Source organism: Terrabacter sp. 2YAF2, from assembly GCF_052114705.1.
Taxonomy (GTDB): domain Bacteria; phylum Actinomycetota; class Actinomycetes; order Actinomycetales; family Dermatophilaceae; genus Terrabacter.
Genome location: NZ_JBFRFG010000015.1, coordinates 63,729 through 79,917, shown reverse-complemented (window position 1 = coordinate 79,917; position 16,189 = coordinate 63,729). Strand labels below are relative to the sequence as shown.

General features: G+C 71.0%; 17 protein-coding genes. 8 read left to right on the top strand and 9 right to left on the bottom strand.

All coding sequences use genetic code 11. From position 1 onward, the window contains the following. Genes AB4030_RS16055 through AB4030_RS16040 form a run of 4 tightly spaced genes read right to left on the bottom strand, consistent with a single transcriptional unit; the run spans position 1 to position 5,880 of the window. Complete coding sequence (locus AB4030_RS16055; protein ID WP_442280215.1) at positions 1–1,656, bottom strand: peptide ligase PGM1-related protein; 1,656 nt, start codon at positions 1,654–1,656, stop codon at positions 1–3. Further along, positions 1,653–2,813, bottom strand: coding sequence for a response regulator (locus tag AB4030_RS16050; protein ID WP_442280214.1), 1,161 nt, complete (start codon positions 2,811–2,813; stop codon positions 1,653–1,655). The genes AB4030_RS16055 and AB4030_RS16050 overlap by 4 nt, the downstream gene beginning before the upstream one ends. Continuing rightward, a complete protein-coding gene (locus AB4030_RS16045) occupies positions 2,810–3,205 on the bottom strand; it encodes a response regulator (protein WP_442280213.1) in 396 nt (131 codons plus the stop codon). The genes AB4030_RS16050 and AB4030_RS16045 overlap by 4 nt, the downstream gene beginning before the upstream one ends. Then, positions 3,202–5,880 (bottom strand): GAF domain-containing protein, encoded by a 2,679-nt coding sequence (locus AB4030_RS16040; RefSeq protein ID WP_442280212.1) that lies wholly within the window; start codon positions 5,878–5,880, stop codon positions 3,202–3,204. The genes AB4030_RS16045 and AB4030_RS16040 overlap by 4 nt, the downstream gene beginning before the upstream one ends. A 220-nt stretch (positions 5,881–6,100) precedes the next feature. On the opposite strand from AB4030_RS16040, the gene AB4030_RS16035 reads away from it, so the two are divergent. The 8 genes from AB4030_RS16035 (at position 6,101) to AB4030_RS16000 (ending at position 14,286) form a co-directional block, all read left to right on the top strand. Beyond that, a complete protein-coding gene (locus AB4030_RS16035; protein ID WP_442280211.1) occupies positions 6,101–6,850 on the top strand; it encodes an aquaporin in 750 nt (249 codons plus the stop codon). A gap of 55 nt (positions 6,851–6,905) precedes the next feature. Further along, a complete protein-coding gene (locus AB4030_RS16030) occupies positions 6,906–9,137 on the top strand; it encodes an MMPL family transporter (protein ID WP_442280210.1) in 2,232 nt (743 codons plus the stop codon). A gap of 193 nt (positions 9,138–9,330) precedes the next feature. After that, the gene (locus AB4030_RS16025) at positions 9,331–10,032 is read left to right on the top strand and encodes a haloacid dehalogenase type II (protein ID WP_442280209.1); all 702 of its coding nucleotides are present in this window, start codon (positions 9,331–9,333) and stop codon (positions 10,030–10,032) included. Between the two features lie 32 nt (positions 10,033–10,064). Continuing rightward, on the top strand, positions 10,065–11,330 hold the full coding sequence (locus AB4030_RS16020) for a M48 family metallopeptidase (protein WP_442280208.1): 1,266 nt from the start codon (positions 10,065–10,067) through the stop codon (positions 11,328–11,330). A 52-nt stretch (positions 11,331–11,382) separates the two neighbouring features. After that, positions 11,383–12,420: a glutaminase A gene (gene glsA / locus AB4030_RS16015; protein ID WP_442280207.1), complete on the top strand. Its 1,038-nt coding sequence runs from the start codon at positions 11,383–11,385 to the stop codon at positions 12,418–12,420. Beyond that, the gene (locus AB4030_RS16010; protein ID WP_442280206.1) at positions 12,417–13,079 is read left to right on the top strand and encodes a DUF1214 domain-containing protein; all 663 of its coding nucleotides are present in this window, start codon (positions 12,417–12,419) and stop codon (positions 13,077–13,079) included. The genes glsA and AB4030_RS16010 overlap by 4 nt, the downstream gene beginning before the upstream one ends. A gap of 98 nt (positions 13,080–13,177) precedes the next feature. Beyond that, positions 13,178–13,675: a DUF1254 domain-containing protein gene (locus tag AB4030_RS16005; protein WP_442280205.1), complete on the top strand. Its 498-nt coding sequence runs from the start codon at positions 13,178–13,180 to the stop codon at positions 13,673–13,675. 95 nt (positions 13,676–13,770) lie between these two features. Further along, the gene (locus AB4030_RS16000) at positions 13,771–14,286 is read left to right on the top strand and encodes a nitroreductase family protein (protein ID WP_442280204.1); all 516 of its coding nucleotides are present in this window, start codon (positions 13,771–13,773) and stop codon (positions 14,284–14,286) included. A 19-nt stretch (positions 14,287–14,305) separates the two neighbouring features. Here AB4030_RS16000 and AB4030_RS15995 read toward each other — a convergent pair whose 3' ends face one another. The 5 genes from AB4030_RS15995 to AB4030_RS15975 all read right to left on the bottom strand — a co-directional run bounded on the left by AB4030_RS15995 (position 14,306) and on the right by AB4030_RS15975 (position 16,153). After that, on the bottom strand, positions 14,306–14,782 hold the full coding sequence (locus tag AB4030_RS15995; RefSeq protein ID WP_442280203.1) for an SRPBCC family protein: 477 nt from the start codon (positions 14,780–14,782) through the stop codon (positions 14,306–14,308). Beyond that, positions 14,779–15,108, bottom strand: a complete 330-nt coding sequence (locus AB4030_RS15990; RefSeq protein ID WP_442280202.1) for an ArsR/SmtB family transcription factor — start codon at positions 15,106–15,108, stop codon at positions 14,779–14,781. Before AB4030_RS15990 ends, AB4030_RS15995 begins: the two co-directional genes overlap by 4 nt. A 123-nt stretch (positions 15,109–15,231) precedes the next feature. Further along, positions 15,232–15,615: a hypothetical protein gene (locus AB4030_RS15985; protein ID WP_442280201.1), complete on the bottom strand. Its 384-nt coding sequence runs from the start codon at positions 15,613–15,615 to the stop codon at positions 15,232–15,234. Beyond that, positions 15,612–15,743 carry a hypothetical protein gene (locus tag AB4030_RS15980; RefSeq protein ID WP_442280200.1) on the bottom strand — a complete coding sequence of 44 codons (132 nt, stop codon included), beginning with the start codon at positions 15,741–15,743 and terminating at the stop codon, positions 15,612–15,614. The genes AB4030_RS15985 and AB4030_RS15980 overlap by 4 nt, the downstream gene beginning before the upstream one ends. Further along, positions 15,740–16,153, bottom strand: a complete 414-nt coding sequence (locus AB4030_RS15975; RefSeq protein ID WP_442280199.1) for a hypothetical protein — start codon at positions 16,151–16,153, stop codon at positions 15,740–15,742. Before AB4030_RS15975 ends, AB4030_RS15980 begins: the two co-directional genes overlap by 4 nt. Positions 16,154–16,189 lie beyond the last annotated feature (36 nt).

The following is a 16,189-nucleotide window of genomic DNA, read 5'->3' as shown; positions in this document are numbered from 1 at the left end:
TCACCACAGGCCCTCGCCGAGGCGCCCCCGGAGGGGTAACGGGAGCGGCGACAGGGACGCACGCGCCTCGGCGAGCAACGCCGACTCCGCCCGGTCGAACACATCCTGGGCGGAGTCTGGCGTGTCCCCGATCGCGGTCATGCCCACCCGGCCGCACTCGGTGATCGAGCTGATCATGTGGAAGACGACGCCAGTCTGGCGGGACTGGTCGAAGTGCAGGCCGGCCCGGGCGACGAGGTCGAAGAGGTCGTCGACGTCGAGGCCACGGAGCGCCTCGTCCTCGAGGTGGTCGGTCGCCACGAGGTGGCGCTCCGCCCCGGACGGCGTGCGGAACCGTCCCTCCTCGTGGACGTAGACGCCGTCGGTCAGGAACTGCAGGGTCAGGAAGGGGTGCGTCGTGCCGCCCCGGCGCAGGTTGATCTCGATCGCCTGCGTCTGCCAGTCGGTCCCCTGCCGGACGACGACGAAGTCGAGGGCGAAACGCCCGAGGACCCCCTTGCCGGCGAGGACCCGACCGACCTTCTCCGCCTCTGCGGTGATGGCCGTCGCGTATGCCGGGTCGGCCGGGAACCGCGCGCCGAGGTAGCTCTGGCCCGTGGGGCCGCCGAGGATCTGGTCGTGCGTCGAGAGGATCTCGAGCTCCCCGAGTGGCGTCACCCGCAGCTGCACGCTGGGACTGCGCACCTCGTCGCCGACGACGCGTTCCTCGACGATCCCGCCGCGCTCCTCGAGACGGCGCAGGTAGGCGTCGGTGTCGACCTGCTCGTCCTCCAGCTGCATCCCGCGCACCCGTTCGGTGGCGACGGCACGCAGCTCGACGTCGTCAGCCGATCCCGGGCCCCCTGGTCCCGCCGGCAGGCCCGCGAGGTCCACCAGCGCGTTGCCCGAGCCGGACACGCCCTCGTTGAGCTTGACCATGGCCCACCGCGCCGCGGGTCTGGCCGCGTGCAGGGCGATCACGGCGTCGACGACGTCGTCGATGCTGTGGAGGTCCTCGGCCCCGAAGGGGTGGGCGACGCCCGCCTCGGCGAAGACCCGACGGCAGCCGGTCTTGGTGCCCAGCGGGTAGAGCCGGGGGTCGGGGGCATACATGGGGATCCCGAGCAGGAGGGAGAGGTCACGCTCGCGGGTGGTGCTGGTGTAGGGGAGGAGGTGCGAACGCGCGGGGTCGGGCACCAGCGACGCGATCCGGGCCAGCATTCGGGGGCGCTCCAGCAGCTTGTCGGTGAGGGGCGTCGGCGAGGAGTCGCCGACGGCGACGAGGGTGAGCCGTGCGCGGGCGTGGCTGGGGATGACTCCGGGCAGCAGCGACAGGTAGTACTCGATGACGTGCTCGTGGATCGGCATCGAGGTCACGTAGACCATCCGCAGCCTCGGCTGGCGCAGGAGCAGCAGGAGGAAGAGGAAGCGCTCCTCCATCGCCTGGTTCAACGCACCAGCGGACGGCCCGAGCCGCTCGATCGTCATCGACGGGACGACGACCACGGACTCCAGGGGGTCGCCCTGGCGCATGAGTCTCCACACCTCGGGCAGCTGTCCCTGCAGGACGTCGAAGAGCTCGCCCCGTGCGTCCTCGTCGAGGTCGCCGAGCCCGACGTCCGGCGGTCGGACCTCGGACGGCTCCTGCGGGGAGGTGGAAGGGATGGCCGCGTTCATGGGTGGTCCTCCTGTCTGACGGTGCCGATGACCTCGTACACCTCGAGGGGCCGTGAGATGCCGCGCAGCTCCATGGGGCCGAGCGAGTGTGTCTCGAAGCTCTCGTCGAGGCCGGCACGCACGCGCGGGCTGATGAGCACCTGGCGGCTCACCGCGGCGGCACACAGCCGCGCAGCCACGTTGGTGACGGTCCCGATGGCGGCGTAGTCCCATCGCCCCTCGAAGCCGACCCGGCCGAGCGTGGCGTAACCCTGGGCGATACCCACGCCGAAGCCGAGGTCGTGGCCCTGCCGGTGCCAGTGCGTCGCGAGCTCGTCGACGCGGTCACGCATCTGGAGCGCCATCCGCACGGCCCGTTCCGGCGCGTCCGCGCACGGTGGCGGGTCGTTGAAGAAGACCATGAGCCCGTCGCCGGCGAAGTGCTCGAGCGTCCCCTCGTAGGCGAACACGAGCTCCCCGAGCGCAGCGTGGTAGTCGCGGAGCACCGACATCGTCTCCTCCGGCTCCGACGTCTCGGCGAAAGCGGTGAAGCCGCGCAGGTCGGTGAAGACCGTGGTGATGTCGCGGCGGTGGCTCTCCAGGAACGACTCGTCGCCCGACTCGACGATGAGGCCGGCGATCTGCGGGGAGAGGAAACGACGCAGCCGGCTCAGGCGCTCGAGGTCGGCGACCTGCTCGGCGACCCGCGACTCCAGCTCGGCGTTCCACCGCTCGAGCGCGACGGTCTGCTCGACCACGGTGTCGTGGAGCCGCTTGACCCGGGCCAGCGACCTCACCCGAGCCATGAGCTCGGCCTGGTCGAACGGCTTGGTGATGAAGTCGTCGGCGCCGACCTCGAGGGCGCGCAGCCGCTGTCGCGCCCCGCTCGCCGTCACCATGACGACGGGAAGCATGGCGGTCCGGGCGTCGGCCTTGATCCGCGCGCACGTCTCGTAGCCGTCCATGACGGGCATGAGCACGTCGAGCAGGACGACGTCGATGTCGCACTCGCCGAGCGCGACGAGCGCGGCCGCACCCGACGCCTCGGAACGGACGAGGAAGCCATGGGGCTCGAGGACGGCGTGCATGAGCTTGCGGTTCTGCTCGAGGTCGTCGACGACGAGCACCCGCACGCCCGTGAGCGGCGGGACCACGACGTCCTGGGCGGGGGCGGTCACGGCGCGTGGCCGTCGTCGCTGCGCGGCAGGTGGCGGCGCACCTGCGCGGGGAACTCCCGGACGCTGATCGGCTTCTCGAGGTAGCCCGCGAAGCCCGACGCGAGGGCGCGGTCGCGGTCCCGTTGCATGGCGAACGCGGTGAGCGCGACGACCGGGATGTGCGCGGTCGCCTCGTGGCCGCGCAGCAGCTCCAGCGCGGCGAAGCCGTCGATCCCCGGGAGCTGGAGGTCCATGAGGATGACGTCGGGAAGCGTGGCCCGCGCCTGCTCGACCCCCTGCTCACCGGTGTCGGCGACGACGACGGAGAAGCCGGCATACTCCAGCACGTCGCGGGCGAGCTTGAGGTTGCGGGGGTTGTCCTCGACGAGGAGGACCACGGGTTGGCGGTTCACGACCCCTCCCCCGACCTCTCGTGCGCGGCGGCCACGGCCGCGAGCCGTCGGGCGAGGCCGGGCAGGTCGATCCCGGCCTTCGCGGCGACGAAGGCGATGCGTCCCTCCAGTCGCGAACGATCCTGTGCCGTCAACGATTTCGCGGTGAGTACGACGATGGGTGGGCCGTCGGAGTCACGGTCCGGCCGCAGCTCGTCGATGACGGCGAAGCCGTCGACCTGGGGCATGAGCAGGTCCATGACGACGACGGACGGCGCGACCGCACGCACGAGGTCGGCAGCCTGCTGGCCGCCCGCGCAGGTGTGGACCTCCCAGCCGAGCGGCTCGAGGGTGCTGCGCACGAGCTTCAGGGCGAGCGGGTCGTCGTCGACGACCACGACGCTGAGCCCGGCGCCCGCATCCTGCGCCCGCGTCGGGGTCGGGGACAGCAGACGGGTCACGGCGGCGAGGAGGTGGTCCCCGCTCACCGGCTTGACGAGGTACTCCGTCGCCCCGAGCGCGAAGCCTCGTCCCCGCTCCGGCTCGACGCTGACGACGACCACCGGGACCTCGGCCGTCACCGGGTCGCTCTTGAGAGCCGCGAGCACCTCCCAGCCGTCCATGCCGGGCAGGTGGATGTCGAGGATGACGGCGAAGGGGTCCCGCTCCCGGACGAGGATGAGCCCCTGCTCACCGGTGGAGGCGCTGACGGCGCGCAGGCCGGCCGCACGCAGGTGCAGCTCGACGAGCTCGGCGGAGCGCGGGTCGTCCTCGATGACGACGACGACCGGGCCGCTCACGGACTCCAGGTCGGCCGACCAGGCGGGGCCGTCGGAGGGCGRCGCGGCGCTCGGCTGCGGGATCGAGATCCCGAAGGTGCTGCCCTCTCCGGGTGCGCTGGTGAGCCACAGTCGACCGCCGTGCAGCTCGACGATGCGGCGGCTCAGGGTGAGACCGAGGCCCGTGCCCTCGCTCGAGGACGCCGACCGCTCACCCTGCTGGAACGAGTCGAAGATCCGCTCCTGGTCGGCTGGGTCGATCCCGATGCCGGTGTCGGTCACGGTGATCGCGACCTCCTCGTGCTCGCGCCAGGCCCGCACGTCGACGCTGCCCCCGTCGGGCGTGAACTTGACGGCGTTGCTCAGCAGGTTGAGCAGCACCTGCTTGAGCCGGAGCGCGTCGGCGGTGACCGTGCCGAGCCCGCGCTCGGCATCGAGCGTCAGGCGTATGCCGTGCCCCGCCGCCCGCTCGCGCACGAGCGAGAGTGCCTGCACCACCAGGTCGTCGATGGGGAACGTCGTGAGGTCGAGCTCCATGCGGCCGGCCTCGATCTTGGACAGGTCGAGGATGTCCCCGAGGAGGGCGAGCAGGTGCCGCCCGGCCGCGAGGATGTCTTGGAGGTAGTCCTCCTGGCGCTCGTTGAGGTCGCCGAACATCCGCTCGAGGAGCACCTCGGAGAAGCCGATGACGGCGTTGAGCGGGGTGCGCAGCTCGTGCGACATGCTCGCGAGGAACTCCGACTTGTGCTGGCTGGCCTCGGCGAGCGCGACGCTCTGCTGCTCGAGCTGCTGGTAGAGGCGGGCGTTGGTCAGCGCGACGGCCGACTGGCTCGCGAAGGCCGCGAGCAGCTCGCACGTCTCGTCGCTGAACGAGCCCGTCGACTTGCGCCGCACGACGAGCGCCCCGACGACCCGGTCGGGACGCACGAGCGGGATGGCCACGAGCGAGCGCCAGCCCGACCCGTGGAGCACGGCGAGGTGCGGGTCGAGTGGCCCGGGCGCGGCGTCGAGGTCGGGGATCTGGAGCACCCGTCGGCCGCGCGCGGCCCGGCCCACCCACGTGCGGTCGATGTGGATCTCCGCGGACCGCAGCGCATCGATGACGTACTCGCTCGTGCCGTAGGCCGTGCGCACCCGGAAGAGTCCCGTCGCCTCGTCGAACTCCATGAGCGAGCCGCCGTCGGTGTCCGACAGCTCGACCGCGTGGCTGACGATCGTGGCCAGCACCTCGTCCGCGACGAGCGTCGAGCTGATCGCCTCCCCCACCTCGGCGAGCGCCTCGAGCTGGTCGACCTTGCGGGCGAGCTCGGCCGACCTGCTCTCGAGCGCCGAGAAGAGCTCGACGTGCCGAAGGGCGAGCGCCGCCTGCTCGGCGAACGTCGACAGGAGCTCCTCGGCGGCCTCGTCGAAGGGCGCGACCTGCGTGCGCCACACGTTGAGGGCGCCGACGACCTGGTCGCCGACCACCATCGGTGCGCCCATCATCGTGCGGTAGCCACCCACCCGCTGGAAGTCGGTGCGACGGTAGTCCGGATCGGCGAGGACGTCCTCGATCTGGTGCACCTTCCGGTCGATGGTGACCCGTCCGACCAACGTCGCGCGGTCGCGGACGATCGGGTGCTGCGAGACGAAGTCGACGAACTCCGGCGTCAGTCCGCTCGACCGCGCGAGCACGAACGAGTCATCCTGCACGAGGTAGATCTGCCCGACCTGCGCGCCGAGGAGCCGCCGGGCGCTGTCGACGACCGCGTCGAAGACCTCGTCACGGCTGGCGGCGCCGCCCGTCGTCGAGGCCGTGAGGACCTTGAGGATGTCGCTCGTCGCGCGGAACTGCTCCTGGACGTCGACCAGCCGTGCCTCGAGCTCGGCGCGGTCCCTGCTCGCCGAGTCCTCTCCCACCTCGTCGAACCCGCCCATGCGAGTCCCCCATCGTGCTGTGAGTCCCTCTGGTCCCCCACCCGAGTGTCCTCCTCGGGTGCGCACGACACCCGGGAAACGGCACAAGGTCGCCACCGGTCAGGAGCGGTCCCCGGTTCCTCGGAAGCACGCGATCACGGCATCCGGCGCTCGTGGCGGTCCTACGCTGATGGTGAGCGTCCCTGAGGCAGTGGCCGCTCCCTGCTACGGAAGGACTCCCATGCCTGACTCGAGCAGTGCTGCCGCTCCGACGCCCGACCTCGCCCGCAGGGCCGTCGCGGAGGCCGTGGGGACGTTCGTCCTCGTCTTCTTCGGCGTCGGCTCCGTCGTCTTCGGCAAGGACACCATCGGGTTCGTCGGTGTCGCCCTGGCCTTCGGCTTCGTCCTGCTCGCCCTCGCCTACGCCATCGGCCCGATCTGCGGCTGCCACGTCAACCCTGCCGTCACGCTCGGCCTCCTCCTGCGCAAGGGCATCACCACGACAGAGGCGGTCTACTACTGGGGCGCCCAGCTCGTCGGGGCCATCGTGGCCGCAGCCCTGCTCAAGCTCATGGTGTCCGGCTTCGGCGGCGCCACGGACAAGACCGGCGCTCTCGGGACCAACAACTGGGGGCCGGACATCACAGCCGGAGGGACGTTCGTCCTCGAGGTCGTGCTCACCTTCCTGCTCGTCCTCGTCGTCCTGCTCGTGACGAACCGGGCCGCCGCGCCGGGTTTCGCCGGTCTGGCAATCGGTGTGGTGCTCACTGTGATCCACCTCGTCGGCCTCCCGCTCGACGGCACGTCCGTCAACCCGGCCCGCTCGATCGGACCGGCCCTGCTCAACGGTGGCGAGCCCCTCGCCCACGTGTGGATGTTCATCGTCGCGCCGCTCGTGGGGGGAGCCGTCGCGGCCCTCGCGGCGCCGTACTTCGAGACGGCCGTCGCGAAGAGGGACGTCGACCCCACGGGTGCGGACGTCCCGGAGTGACCCGTCCTCGACGGCTGTCGAACGTTGCGGCGCGCGCCTGCCCCATGATGGGTCCATGAGCGAGGCATCTCGTGGTGGCCCCGGACCGACGAGGCCCCGGGGCCGGAGCGCCGTCCGGTGGGTCGCCGCGCTCGCCGTCCTCGCGTGGCTGGCCATCGGCGGCGTCGGCGGCCCCCTCGTGGGTCGCCTGTCCGAGGTCGCGACGAACGACAACGCGAACTTCCTGCCGCCGTCGGCCGAGTCGACGTCGGTGAGCAAGCTCGTCGCGCGCACCACCGACACCCAGACGCTGCCCTACCTCGTCGTCGTCGAGCGCCCGAGCGGCCTGACGCCGGCCGACTCCCAGGCCATCCAGGCCTGGGTCGCCGGCATCCCGGGGCTCAAGCTCTCGGACCCGACGCGGACCGTCGGTGAGTTCCTGCAGGCGCCACCGACGGCGGCGATCCCCAGTCAGGACAAGCAAGCCGCCCTCGTGCCCGTGGCCTTCCTCGCTGACAAGGCCGAGGTCACCATCGGCGGGGACACCGCGTTGTATGCCGTGGCGCAGGCCCTGCGCGCGTCCGCGGCGTCGACGCTGGGCGCGTCCGGCCTGACGGTGCACGTCACGGGGGCCGGTGGCTTCTTCGCCGACTTCATCATCGCCTTCAGCGGGATCGACGGCATCCTGCTGCTCGTCGCTCTCGGCGTCGTCTTCCTCATCCTGCTCATCGTCTACCGCAGCCCGATCCTGCCGTTCGCCGTGCTCATCACCGCGATGTTCGGCCTCTCGCTCGCTGCTCTGGTCGTCTTCCCGCTGGCGCAGAACGGCGTCATCAGCCTGAGCGGCCAGAGCCAGGGCATCCTGTCGATCCTCGTCGTCGGCGCAGCCACGGACTACGCACTGCTCCTCGTCGCCCGCTTCAAGGAGGAGCTGCACGACGAGGAGTCGACGTGGGCGGCGATGAAGACCGCGTGGAGGGCCGCCCTCGAGCCGATCGCGGCGAGCGCCGCGACGGTCGTCCTCGGTCTGCTGTGCCTGCGCCTCTCGGACCTCGGCAGCACGAAGGGCCTCGGCCCGGTGGGCGCCCTCGGCATCGTCGGCGCCTTCGTCGCGTCCCTGACCTTCCTCCCCGCGGTCCTGCTCCTCTTCGGCCGGCGCATCTTCTGGCCCCAGGTCCCGCGGATCGACCACGTGCACAGCGCGGACGCCGTCGGCACCCGCGGGATCTGGGGCCGGGTGGCCGGCATGGTCGGTCGCCACCCGCGGCGCACCTGGGTCGTCACGCTGCTGGCGCTCGCGACCTGCGCGGCCTTCCTGCCCACGCTCAACGCCCGAGGCATCGCCCAGTCGGACCTCTTCCTCACGAAGGTCGACTCGGTCACGGGACAGGAGGTGCTGGCTCGCCACTTCCCCGCCGGATCCGGTTCCCCGGTCCAGATCGCCGCGCCCGAGGGCAAGGCCGATGCCGTCGTGCAGGTGCTGAACTCGACGGCTGGGGTGAGCAACGCTCAGGTGGGTCTCGTGCCCGGCCAGCCCCCCAAGGTCGTCGACGGCCAGGTCATCGTGCAGGCGACGCTCGACGCGGCTGCCGACAGCGTGGCGGCCGAGGACACCATCGAGACCCTTCGCGCCTCTCTCGACCGGGTCGGCAGCGACGTGCTCGTCGGCGGGACCACGGCCACCAACCTCGACGTGCGGCTCGCGAGCGAGCGCGACCTCAAGGTCATCATCCCGACGATCCTCGCCGTGATCTTCGTCGTCCTGATGCTCCTGCTGCGGTCGATCGTGGCCCCCCTCGTCCTCGTCGCCGCGAACGTCCTGTCGTTCGCCGCGACCATGGGCGTCTCGGCCATCGCCTTCAACCACGTCTTCGACTTCCCGGGGTCCGACCCGTCGACGCCGCTCTACGGCTTCGTCTTCCTCGTGGCCCTGGGCATCGACTACTCGATCTTCCTCATGACGCGCGTCCGGGAGGAGTCCCGCATGCGGGGGACCCGACCCGGCATCCTCGTCGGTCTGGCCGTCACGGGTGGCGTCATCACGAGCGCGGGCGTCGTTCTCGCGTCGACCTTCTCGGCCCTCGCCGTGCTGCCGATCCTCTTCCTCGTGCAGATCGCCTTCATCGTCGCCTTCGGCGTCCTGCTCGACACACTGGTCGTGCGCAGCCTGCTCGTCCCCGCCGTCTCCTACGACCTCGGTGACCGCATCTGGTGGCCCATCGGACTGTCCCGCGGCGGCCGGCACGAACGGGGTGCCGAGCCGACTTCCGACAAGAAGGCGCGGGTGGCCGACCCGTCCTCGCGGTAGGCCGGGCCTACGTCGCCGCTGACCGGTCCGCGGTGTCAGCACGCGCAGTCAGCTGCTCCACCTCGTCCCACTCGGGGCCGCCGAGGTGGGGCTGGTCCCCTTCGCGCGTCAGGGCGCCTGCCTCGTGCACCTGCGCCGTCGCGGAACTTCCCGAGGCGCCTGACGAAGCCCCCGGGCCGGGGCACCATGGGGCATGACCTCCGCGACACCTTCCGCGCTGCAGCAGCGACCTCGGCTCCTCGTCTTCGACGTCAACGAGACGCTCTCCGACATGACGCACCTCGGCGACCGCTTCGTCGAGGTCGGTGTGCCGCCCTATCTCGCAGTGCCGTGGTTCGCCGGGCTGCTGCGTGACGGTTTCGCCCTGACGGTCACCGGGCAGAACCCGAGCTTCGCCGACGTCGCCCGCGCGTCGCTGCACACCGTGCTGCACGACAAGGCCAACGTCGAGTCGGCAAGCCGCCACATCATGGCGGGCTTCCTGCAGCTCCCCCTGCACGATGACGTGGTCGCCGGAGTGCGGGCCCTGGCTGCGATGGGCATGCGGCTCGTGACCCTGAGCAACGGGGCGGCCGACGTGGCCGAGGGCCTCTTCGAGCGCGGCGGCATCCGGGACGCCTTCGAGCGCGTCCTGTCCGTCGAGGACGCGCCCGCGTGGAAGCCGGCCGCCTCGGCCTACGCGTATGCGCTCGGCGAGTGCGGCGAGACCGCCGAGGACGCGATGCTGGTCGCCGTCCATCCGTGGGACATCCACGGCGCCAAGGCTGCCGGCCTGCGGGCTGCCTTCATCAACCGGACGGGCGCGCCGTACCCGGAGCCCATGCATGCCGCCGACCTCGTGGCGCCGTCCCTCACCGAGCTCGCGCGCCAGCTGGAGCGGTTGCCCGCGTCCTGAGGCCGGCCGTGGAAGCAACTGGGTGGGCCCTCATGACACTCGTCGCCTTGGCCGTCGCGCTGGCGGTCGAGGTGGTCACGCTGGTGCCCTGGCGGTTGCCGAGACCGGCCCGGGCCGCCCGAGCAGCGGCAATGCGTGAGGTGCCCGCGGACATGGTCTCCCGAGGTCGGGCCCTGCACGCCGCGCTGCGCCCGAGCTCGTACGGTTCTCTGCTGGTCGGGCTGGTGGCGCCACTGCTCCTCGGGTTCACGCCGGCTGGTGCTCGCATCGTCGCTCGAGTGGGCCAACCGTTCGGTGCGCACTGGCTCGCCGAGGCGGTGCTGGGCGGCCTGGTCATCCTGGCGAGCCTCTGGGTGCTGTCGCTGCCGTTTGCGGCGTGGCGCCACACCGTGCTTCGCCGGTACGGGTTGTCCACGCAGTCCTGGGGAGGTTGGGTGGTCGACCTGCTCAAGGGCGGCGCGGTCGGACTGGTGACTGGCGCGCTCCTGCTTGCCCTGTTCTACTCCTTGGCTCACTTCTCGCCGGACTGGTGGTGGGCGTTCGGCGCCGTGAGCGCAGCCGCGCTGGTGGGTTTGCTGTCCTTCGTCTTCCCGGTCCTCGTCGAGCCGGTCTTCAACACCTTCACCCCCATGCCGGCCGGGCGGGTGCGTGAGGAGCTGGCTGCGATGGCTGCTCGGGACGGAGTGCCGGTGCGGGACGTGCTGGTGGCAGACGCGTCGCGGCGCACGACGGGGCTCAACGCCTACGTCTCCGGCATCGGCGCCACCCGGCGCATCGTGGTCTATGACACGCTCCTCCGTGAGGCGTCTTCCGGCGAGGTGAGCAGTGTCGTCGCGCACGAGCTGGGCCACGCCAAGGCCCGCGACACCGAGACGGGCACGCTGCTCGGGGCGACCGGCGCCGCAGCGGCCCTCGTTTCGCTCTACCTCTTGGGCCAGTCGGACGCACTCCTGCGCCGAGCAGGGGTGGACTCCATCGGCTCACCGAGGGCGATCGGCCTGGTCCTGGCCGTGGCGGCGTTGGCGGGCCTGGTCAGCGGACCGGTGCAGAGCCTGGTCTCCCGGCGGCTCGAAGCCCGTGCCGACCAACACGCGCTGCGGCTCACCGGTGATCCCGCCCAGTTCGCAGCGATGCAGCTGCGTCTGGCCGCCACCAACATCGCCGACGTCCACCCGCCCCGTCTCGAGCACCTCCTGTTCAGCACCCATCCCGACACCGTGGAACGCATGGCCGCTGCACGCGAGGCCACGGGCAACCCTGCGCACGGCTTGCCGGGGTCGCCTGGCGCAACAGCCTGAGAGCGGACCTTCGGCTGTCGTAGGCTTCCGGCATCCAGCGGTGGAGGCGACCATGACCAGGCTGTCGATGCACGAGCAGCTCCCGTTCGACGAGGACGCCACGGCGTCGCCGATCTCCACCGGGGACCTGCCGCAGGCCGAGGAGGTTCGAGCGGTCGTCACCGAGGCGTACGAGCGGTATCGATCGAACGGCGACGGAGAGGTGGCGGACTACATCCCGGTGCTCGCGCAGGCGTCTCCGGACTGGTTCGGGATCTCCGTGGTCGGGGCTCGCGGGAAGTCGTTCGAGATCGGTGACGTCGCGGTGACGTTCTCGATCCAGAGCGTCTCGAAGCCCTTCGTCTTCGCCCTCGTGTGCGAGGCCCTGGGATACGGGGAGGCCCGTCGCCGCCTCGGCGTCAACAGCACCGGGTTCCCCTTCGACTCCCTGATGGCGGTCGAGCTCAACACCGACCGGACGATGAACCCGCTGGTCAACGCAGGGGCGCTGGCGGCCACGAGCCTGGCGCCCGGAGCGACCGCGCAGGAGAAGTGGGAACTGATCAGGCAGGGGATGTCGCGGTTCGCGGGCCGTGAGCTGAGCGTCGACGAGCAGGTCTACGCCTCCGAGTCCGCGACCAACCTGCGCAACCAGGGCATCGCCCACCTGCTGGAGAGCTACGGCCGGCTCTACTTCGACCCCGACGAAGCCACCGACATCTACACCCGCCAGTGCTCGCTCGATGTGAGCGTGCATGACCTGGCGGTCATGGCGGCCACGCTGGCCAACGGCGGCGTCAACCCGGTGACCGGGGACGTGGTCGTCGGTCGCGGAGTGTGCCGACGCGTGCTCGCGGTCATGGCCACCGCGGGTCTCTACGAGCTGTCGGGTGACTGGCTCTACGAGGTCGGGATGCCGGGGAAGAGCGGGGTGAGTGGCGGCATCGTCACCGTGGCGCCCGGCAAGGGCGGCCTGGCGACGTTCTCCCCTCCCTTGGACCCGGCTGGCAACAGCGTCCGCGGTCAGCTCGCGACCAAGTACCTCGCCGAACGGCTCGGCCTCAATCTCTTTGCCTCCGTGGCGGCGTCGCGAGACCGAGGGACGTCATGAGCAGGCGCAGGTCGGCGGTCTGGGCGACACTCGTCGGGGCGGTGTGCGTCTACGCCGTCGTCAGGTTGCTGACTGCCCCGACACGACCCTTGCGTACCGATGTCCTGCAGGGGGTCCTGGTCGGTGTCGGCCTGGCGGTCGTGACGGTCGAGGTCCTGGCGAGGGCCAAGGCCATCACGGTCAACGGCTGGGTCACGATGCTCGAATGCGGCGTCCCGCACAACGGCTTCCTGACCCGGGCCGCGGCCACCTGGATGTTTCCCGGCCCGGTCAATGTGCCCGACGAGGCGGCGTACTGGACCACGCACGTCGACGAGGCGGGTCGGCCGCTGGGCGGCCATCACACCTACGTCATGCACTTCCCGGCCGATGGGCTCCCACCCAAAGACGCGTTCTGGTCGCTGACGATGGGCGATTCGCGGAATCGCTTCGTGCCGAACCCGATCGGCCGCTACAGCGTGAGCGACCGCTCCGGGCTGGCCTCGAACGCGGACGGGTCGGTCGACATCTACATCCAGGCAATCGCTCCGGTGGGTCATGAGTCGAACTGGCTGCCTGCGCCGCCGGGCCCGTTCACCCTTTGGCTGCGTGTCTACCTCCCCGGTCGAGCCATCCTCGATGGCAGGTATGCCGTGCCACCCGTTTCCGAAGCCGCGTGACCTCGGCATGAAACTCGATCACGTGCTCTTCTTCGCCGCGGCCATGACCACGGCATGGTTTGCCGCCCCTCTACTCCTGGCCCGGCCTCCTGCTCTCCGTGTTCAAGCGGGCGATCCTCGTCAAGGGATTCGGCGATGGCCCGATCCCGGTGAACTCGCTCTACCTGCAGTCCCAGGCGTCCTTCGCCGACCCGGTGCGAGCCCGCGCGGGATCGCAGCTGGCGACCACGGGGGTGAACCGTGACACGCTCGTGAGCGCCGGCTGGCTGGACCTGCGGGAAGGACCGCTGCTCCTGCACGTCCCGGACGTCGCCGACCGCTACTACAGCGTCCAGTTCACCGACCCGTCCACCAACACGAACTTCGCCTACGTCGGCACCCGCACCACCGGCGCCCGGGCGGGCGACTTCCTCATCACAGGACCGCGCTGGGCAGGGAAGGTTCCGAGTGGGACGAGGCAGATCTCCTCTCCCCGCAACTCGGTCCTGGTCGTCGGCCGCATGCTCGTCCACTCCGACAGGGACTTGCCGGCCGCGCACGACCTGGCCAGCCGGATACAGCTCTCGTCTCTTGCCGAATCGGGTCAGCGACTGTGATCTGACAGCCTGACTCGTTGCTCGGCGGGGGTCCGAATGGGTGCACGACTGCGAGAAGGTCGCCAGAACCGGCGTCGGAGGCGCACGATGAGATCGTGGAGACCTGGGACGCCCTGCGGGCGCGACGCAACGTTCGGCAGTTCACCGACCAGTCAGTCCCTGATGAGGCGCTCGACCGGATTCTTGAGGCTGGGCGACGCGCCCCGTCGGCGGCCAACTGGCAGCCCTGGGACTTCGTGCTCGTCACGGACCGGGCGCAGCTGGCCGAGCTGGCGAAGGTCTGGCAGGGCGCCAGGCATGTCGCCGACGCAGCGGCCGCGATCGCGATCGTCGCGCCGGACCCGCAGGACGATCGCCAGTCGGCGCTTCTCCAGTACGACCTGGGCCAGGCGACGTACGCGATGACCGTCGCCGCGGCCGACCTGGGCGTCGGCACGGGCCACGCCGCGGCAGCCGATCAGGGCCAGGCGAGGGCCGTACTGGGGTTCCCCGAAGGACGCTTCCTGGCCTATCTCCTCGCCGTCGGCTATCCCTCGGACAAGCCGTTGGCCGTGATCGAGCGGCTGAACCGACGCCCCTTCGACGACGTCGTGCACCGCGGACGGTGGTGACCAGACTGGAGACCCGCAGTCAGCCGTCGCTGGCGACCTCGGCATAGCGCCGCAGATCCCAGCCGCGGTTCACGGCATCACGCATCGACTCCCAGCCGTCACCGTGCCGGTCGAGGTTGCTGTGGGTGAGGACGACGTGGGTGCGCTGTGGACCGACGGCGACGAACGTCACCTCGACCTCGCTGGTCTTGTCGAGGTCAGACTCCGGGTGCCAGTCGAGGGAGACGTCCCAGCTGAACGCGACCCGGGTCGGTGGCTCGTAGGCGAGGACGCGGGCCCAGCGGCACTCACTCCCGTCGGCGTACCGGTCGATGATGTGGCCCCCGGCCCGAGGTTCGAAGGTCATGGTCTCGAGCGGTGCATCCAAGAGGTGGTGGTCGGGGTTCCACCAGCTAACGATGCCCTCGGTGAACACGCGGAAGGCGTGCTCGATCGAGCAGTCGACGTAGATGTCGACGCTCACGGATGTCGTCGATGTGGTGCCTGTTGTGCTCATCTCTCCTCCTGAATGGGTGGTGCGGTGCCCTCGGCCGCGTCACGGAACGAGCCGAGCGAGGCCTGCCAGAACTGCTCGAAGTACTCGCGCACCGCGGCGAGACCCCGAGGATCGACGGCGTAGATGCGTCGGGCGCCCTCGGGCCGGTCGCGCACGAGTGCGGCGTCCTTGAGCACCTTGAGGTGCTGACTCACCGCGGGCCTGCTCACCGGCAGCTCGAGCGCGAGCTCAGCAACACCTCTCGGCTGCTGGGCGACCATCTCGAAGATCGCGCGACGGGTCGGGTCGGCCAGAGCCGTCAACGCCCCCGCTTCGTAAGTCTTCACTTACGGTAAGTTGGCACTAACCGCTGCTGGTTGTCAAGGGGTACGTCCCGCTGCTCTGCAGGGGCCGGGTCCCGTTCCGCCGGCAGCTGCGAGCGGGACATCGCCCCTGGGCGAGCGATCCGCTCAGCGCCGCAGGGCCGCGGCGAGCGCCTCGGGGTCGGCGACCGTCACCGTGGCTGCCGGGTGACGCAGCACCCCCGTGGGCTCGATGGCGTGGACGGGCTCGACGAACGACACGCACAGACCTTGACGCGGGTTCGTCGCGAACGTCACGCCACGGTCGGTGAGCGACAGGTGCGCCGGACCCGCCGTGCGGTGGAAGGCATACCCCGAGCTCACCTGCGTGCTCTCGACATTGGCCAGCGGGGTGCGCAGTCGCCACGGACCGAATCGCACGAGGAGCTCCTCGTCGGTGACCACGACCCGCGAGGTGGCCGGCGTGATCCCGAACGCGAGAGCCGGCAGCCGGTAGCGGCCCTCGAAGGCGAACGCGAACTCGCGCGTCACGACCGGCGCCTCAGGCTGGACGGAGGGTCGAGCAGCCCCGCGACACCGCGCTGCTGCTCGCCCAGGTAGGCGTCGAGCACCAGCAGCCCTGCGGTGGCACCGGGCGTGGCCCACTGCAGCCAGCTCATCCGCCGGGTGAGCGTCCGCGCCTGGTCCGGGCGGCCGGATCCGTCTCGGCACGCTCGAGCGCATCGCCGAGCTCGGCCCCGGAGCGGTACGCCTCCGCGCTCACCATGACCGCCGCCACGGTCAGCGCCGTCTTGAGGACGACGGCGGCGGAGGTCGGGCGGTGCCCGACGATGCGACGACGGTTGTCGGCCACGATGGCGACGCCGCTCAGCAGGTGGAGCCCGACCGCGGCACCCTGCACCGGGCCCCACCGCCGCCACCCCTCGTCGGCGATCTCGGCGCGTTCGCGCGCGTCCTGCCCCTTCCGGGAAGCGGGGTTGAGCGCGACGGCCCCCGCCAGGGAGCCGCCGAACCAGGCTGCGTTGGTGAGCACGTGCGTGGCACGGACGATGGTGCTGTATGCCGTCATGCGGAGTCCCTCGTGCCTGTGCCACCCGCGGGCGGC

Coding starts and splice junctions, on each gene's coding strand:
- AB4030_RS16055 (WP_442280215.1), bottom strand. CDS start 1,656: ATGAACGCGGCCATCCCTTCCACCTCCCCGCAGGAGCCGTCCGAGGTC.
- AB4030_RS16035 (WP_442280211.1), top strand. CDS start 6,101: ATGCCTGACTCGAGCAGTGCTGCCGCTCCGACGCCCGACCTCGCCCGC.
- AB4030_RS16030 (WP_442280210.1), top strand. CDS start 6,906: ATGAGCGAGGCATCTCGTGGTGGCCCCGGACCGACGAGGCCCCGGGGC.
- AB4030_RS16025 (WP_442280209.1), top strand. CDS start 9,331: ATGACCTCCGCGACACCTTCCGCGCTGCAGCAGCGACCTCGGCTCCTC.
- AB4030_RS16020 (WP_442280208.1), top strand. CDS start 10,065: ATGACACTCGTCGCCTTGGCCGTCGCGCTGGCGGTCGAGGTGGTCACG.
- glsA (WP_442280207.1), top strand. CDS start 11,383: ATGACCAGGCTGTCGATGCACGAGCAGCTCCCGTTCGACGAGGACGCC.
- AB4030_RS16010 (WP_442280206.1), top strand. CDS start 12,417: ATGAGCAGGCGCAGGTCGGCGGTCTGGGCGACACTCGTCGGGGCGGTG.
- AB4030_RS15995 (WP_442280203.1), bottom strand. CDS start 14,782: ATGAGCACAACAGGCACCACATCGACGACATCCGTGAGCGTCGACATC.
- AB4030_RS15980 (WP_442280200.1), bottom strand. CDS start 15,743: ATGAGCTGGCTGCAGTGGGCCACGCCCGGTGCCACCGCAGGGCTGCTG.
- AB4030_RS15975 (WP_442280199.1), bottom strand. CDS start 16,153: ATGACGGCATACAGCACCATCGTCCGTGCCACGCACGTGCTCACCAAC.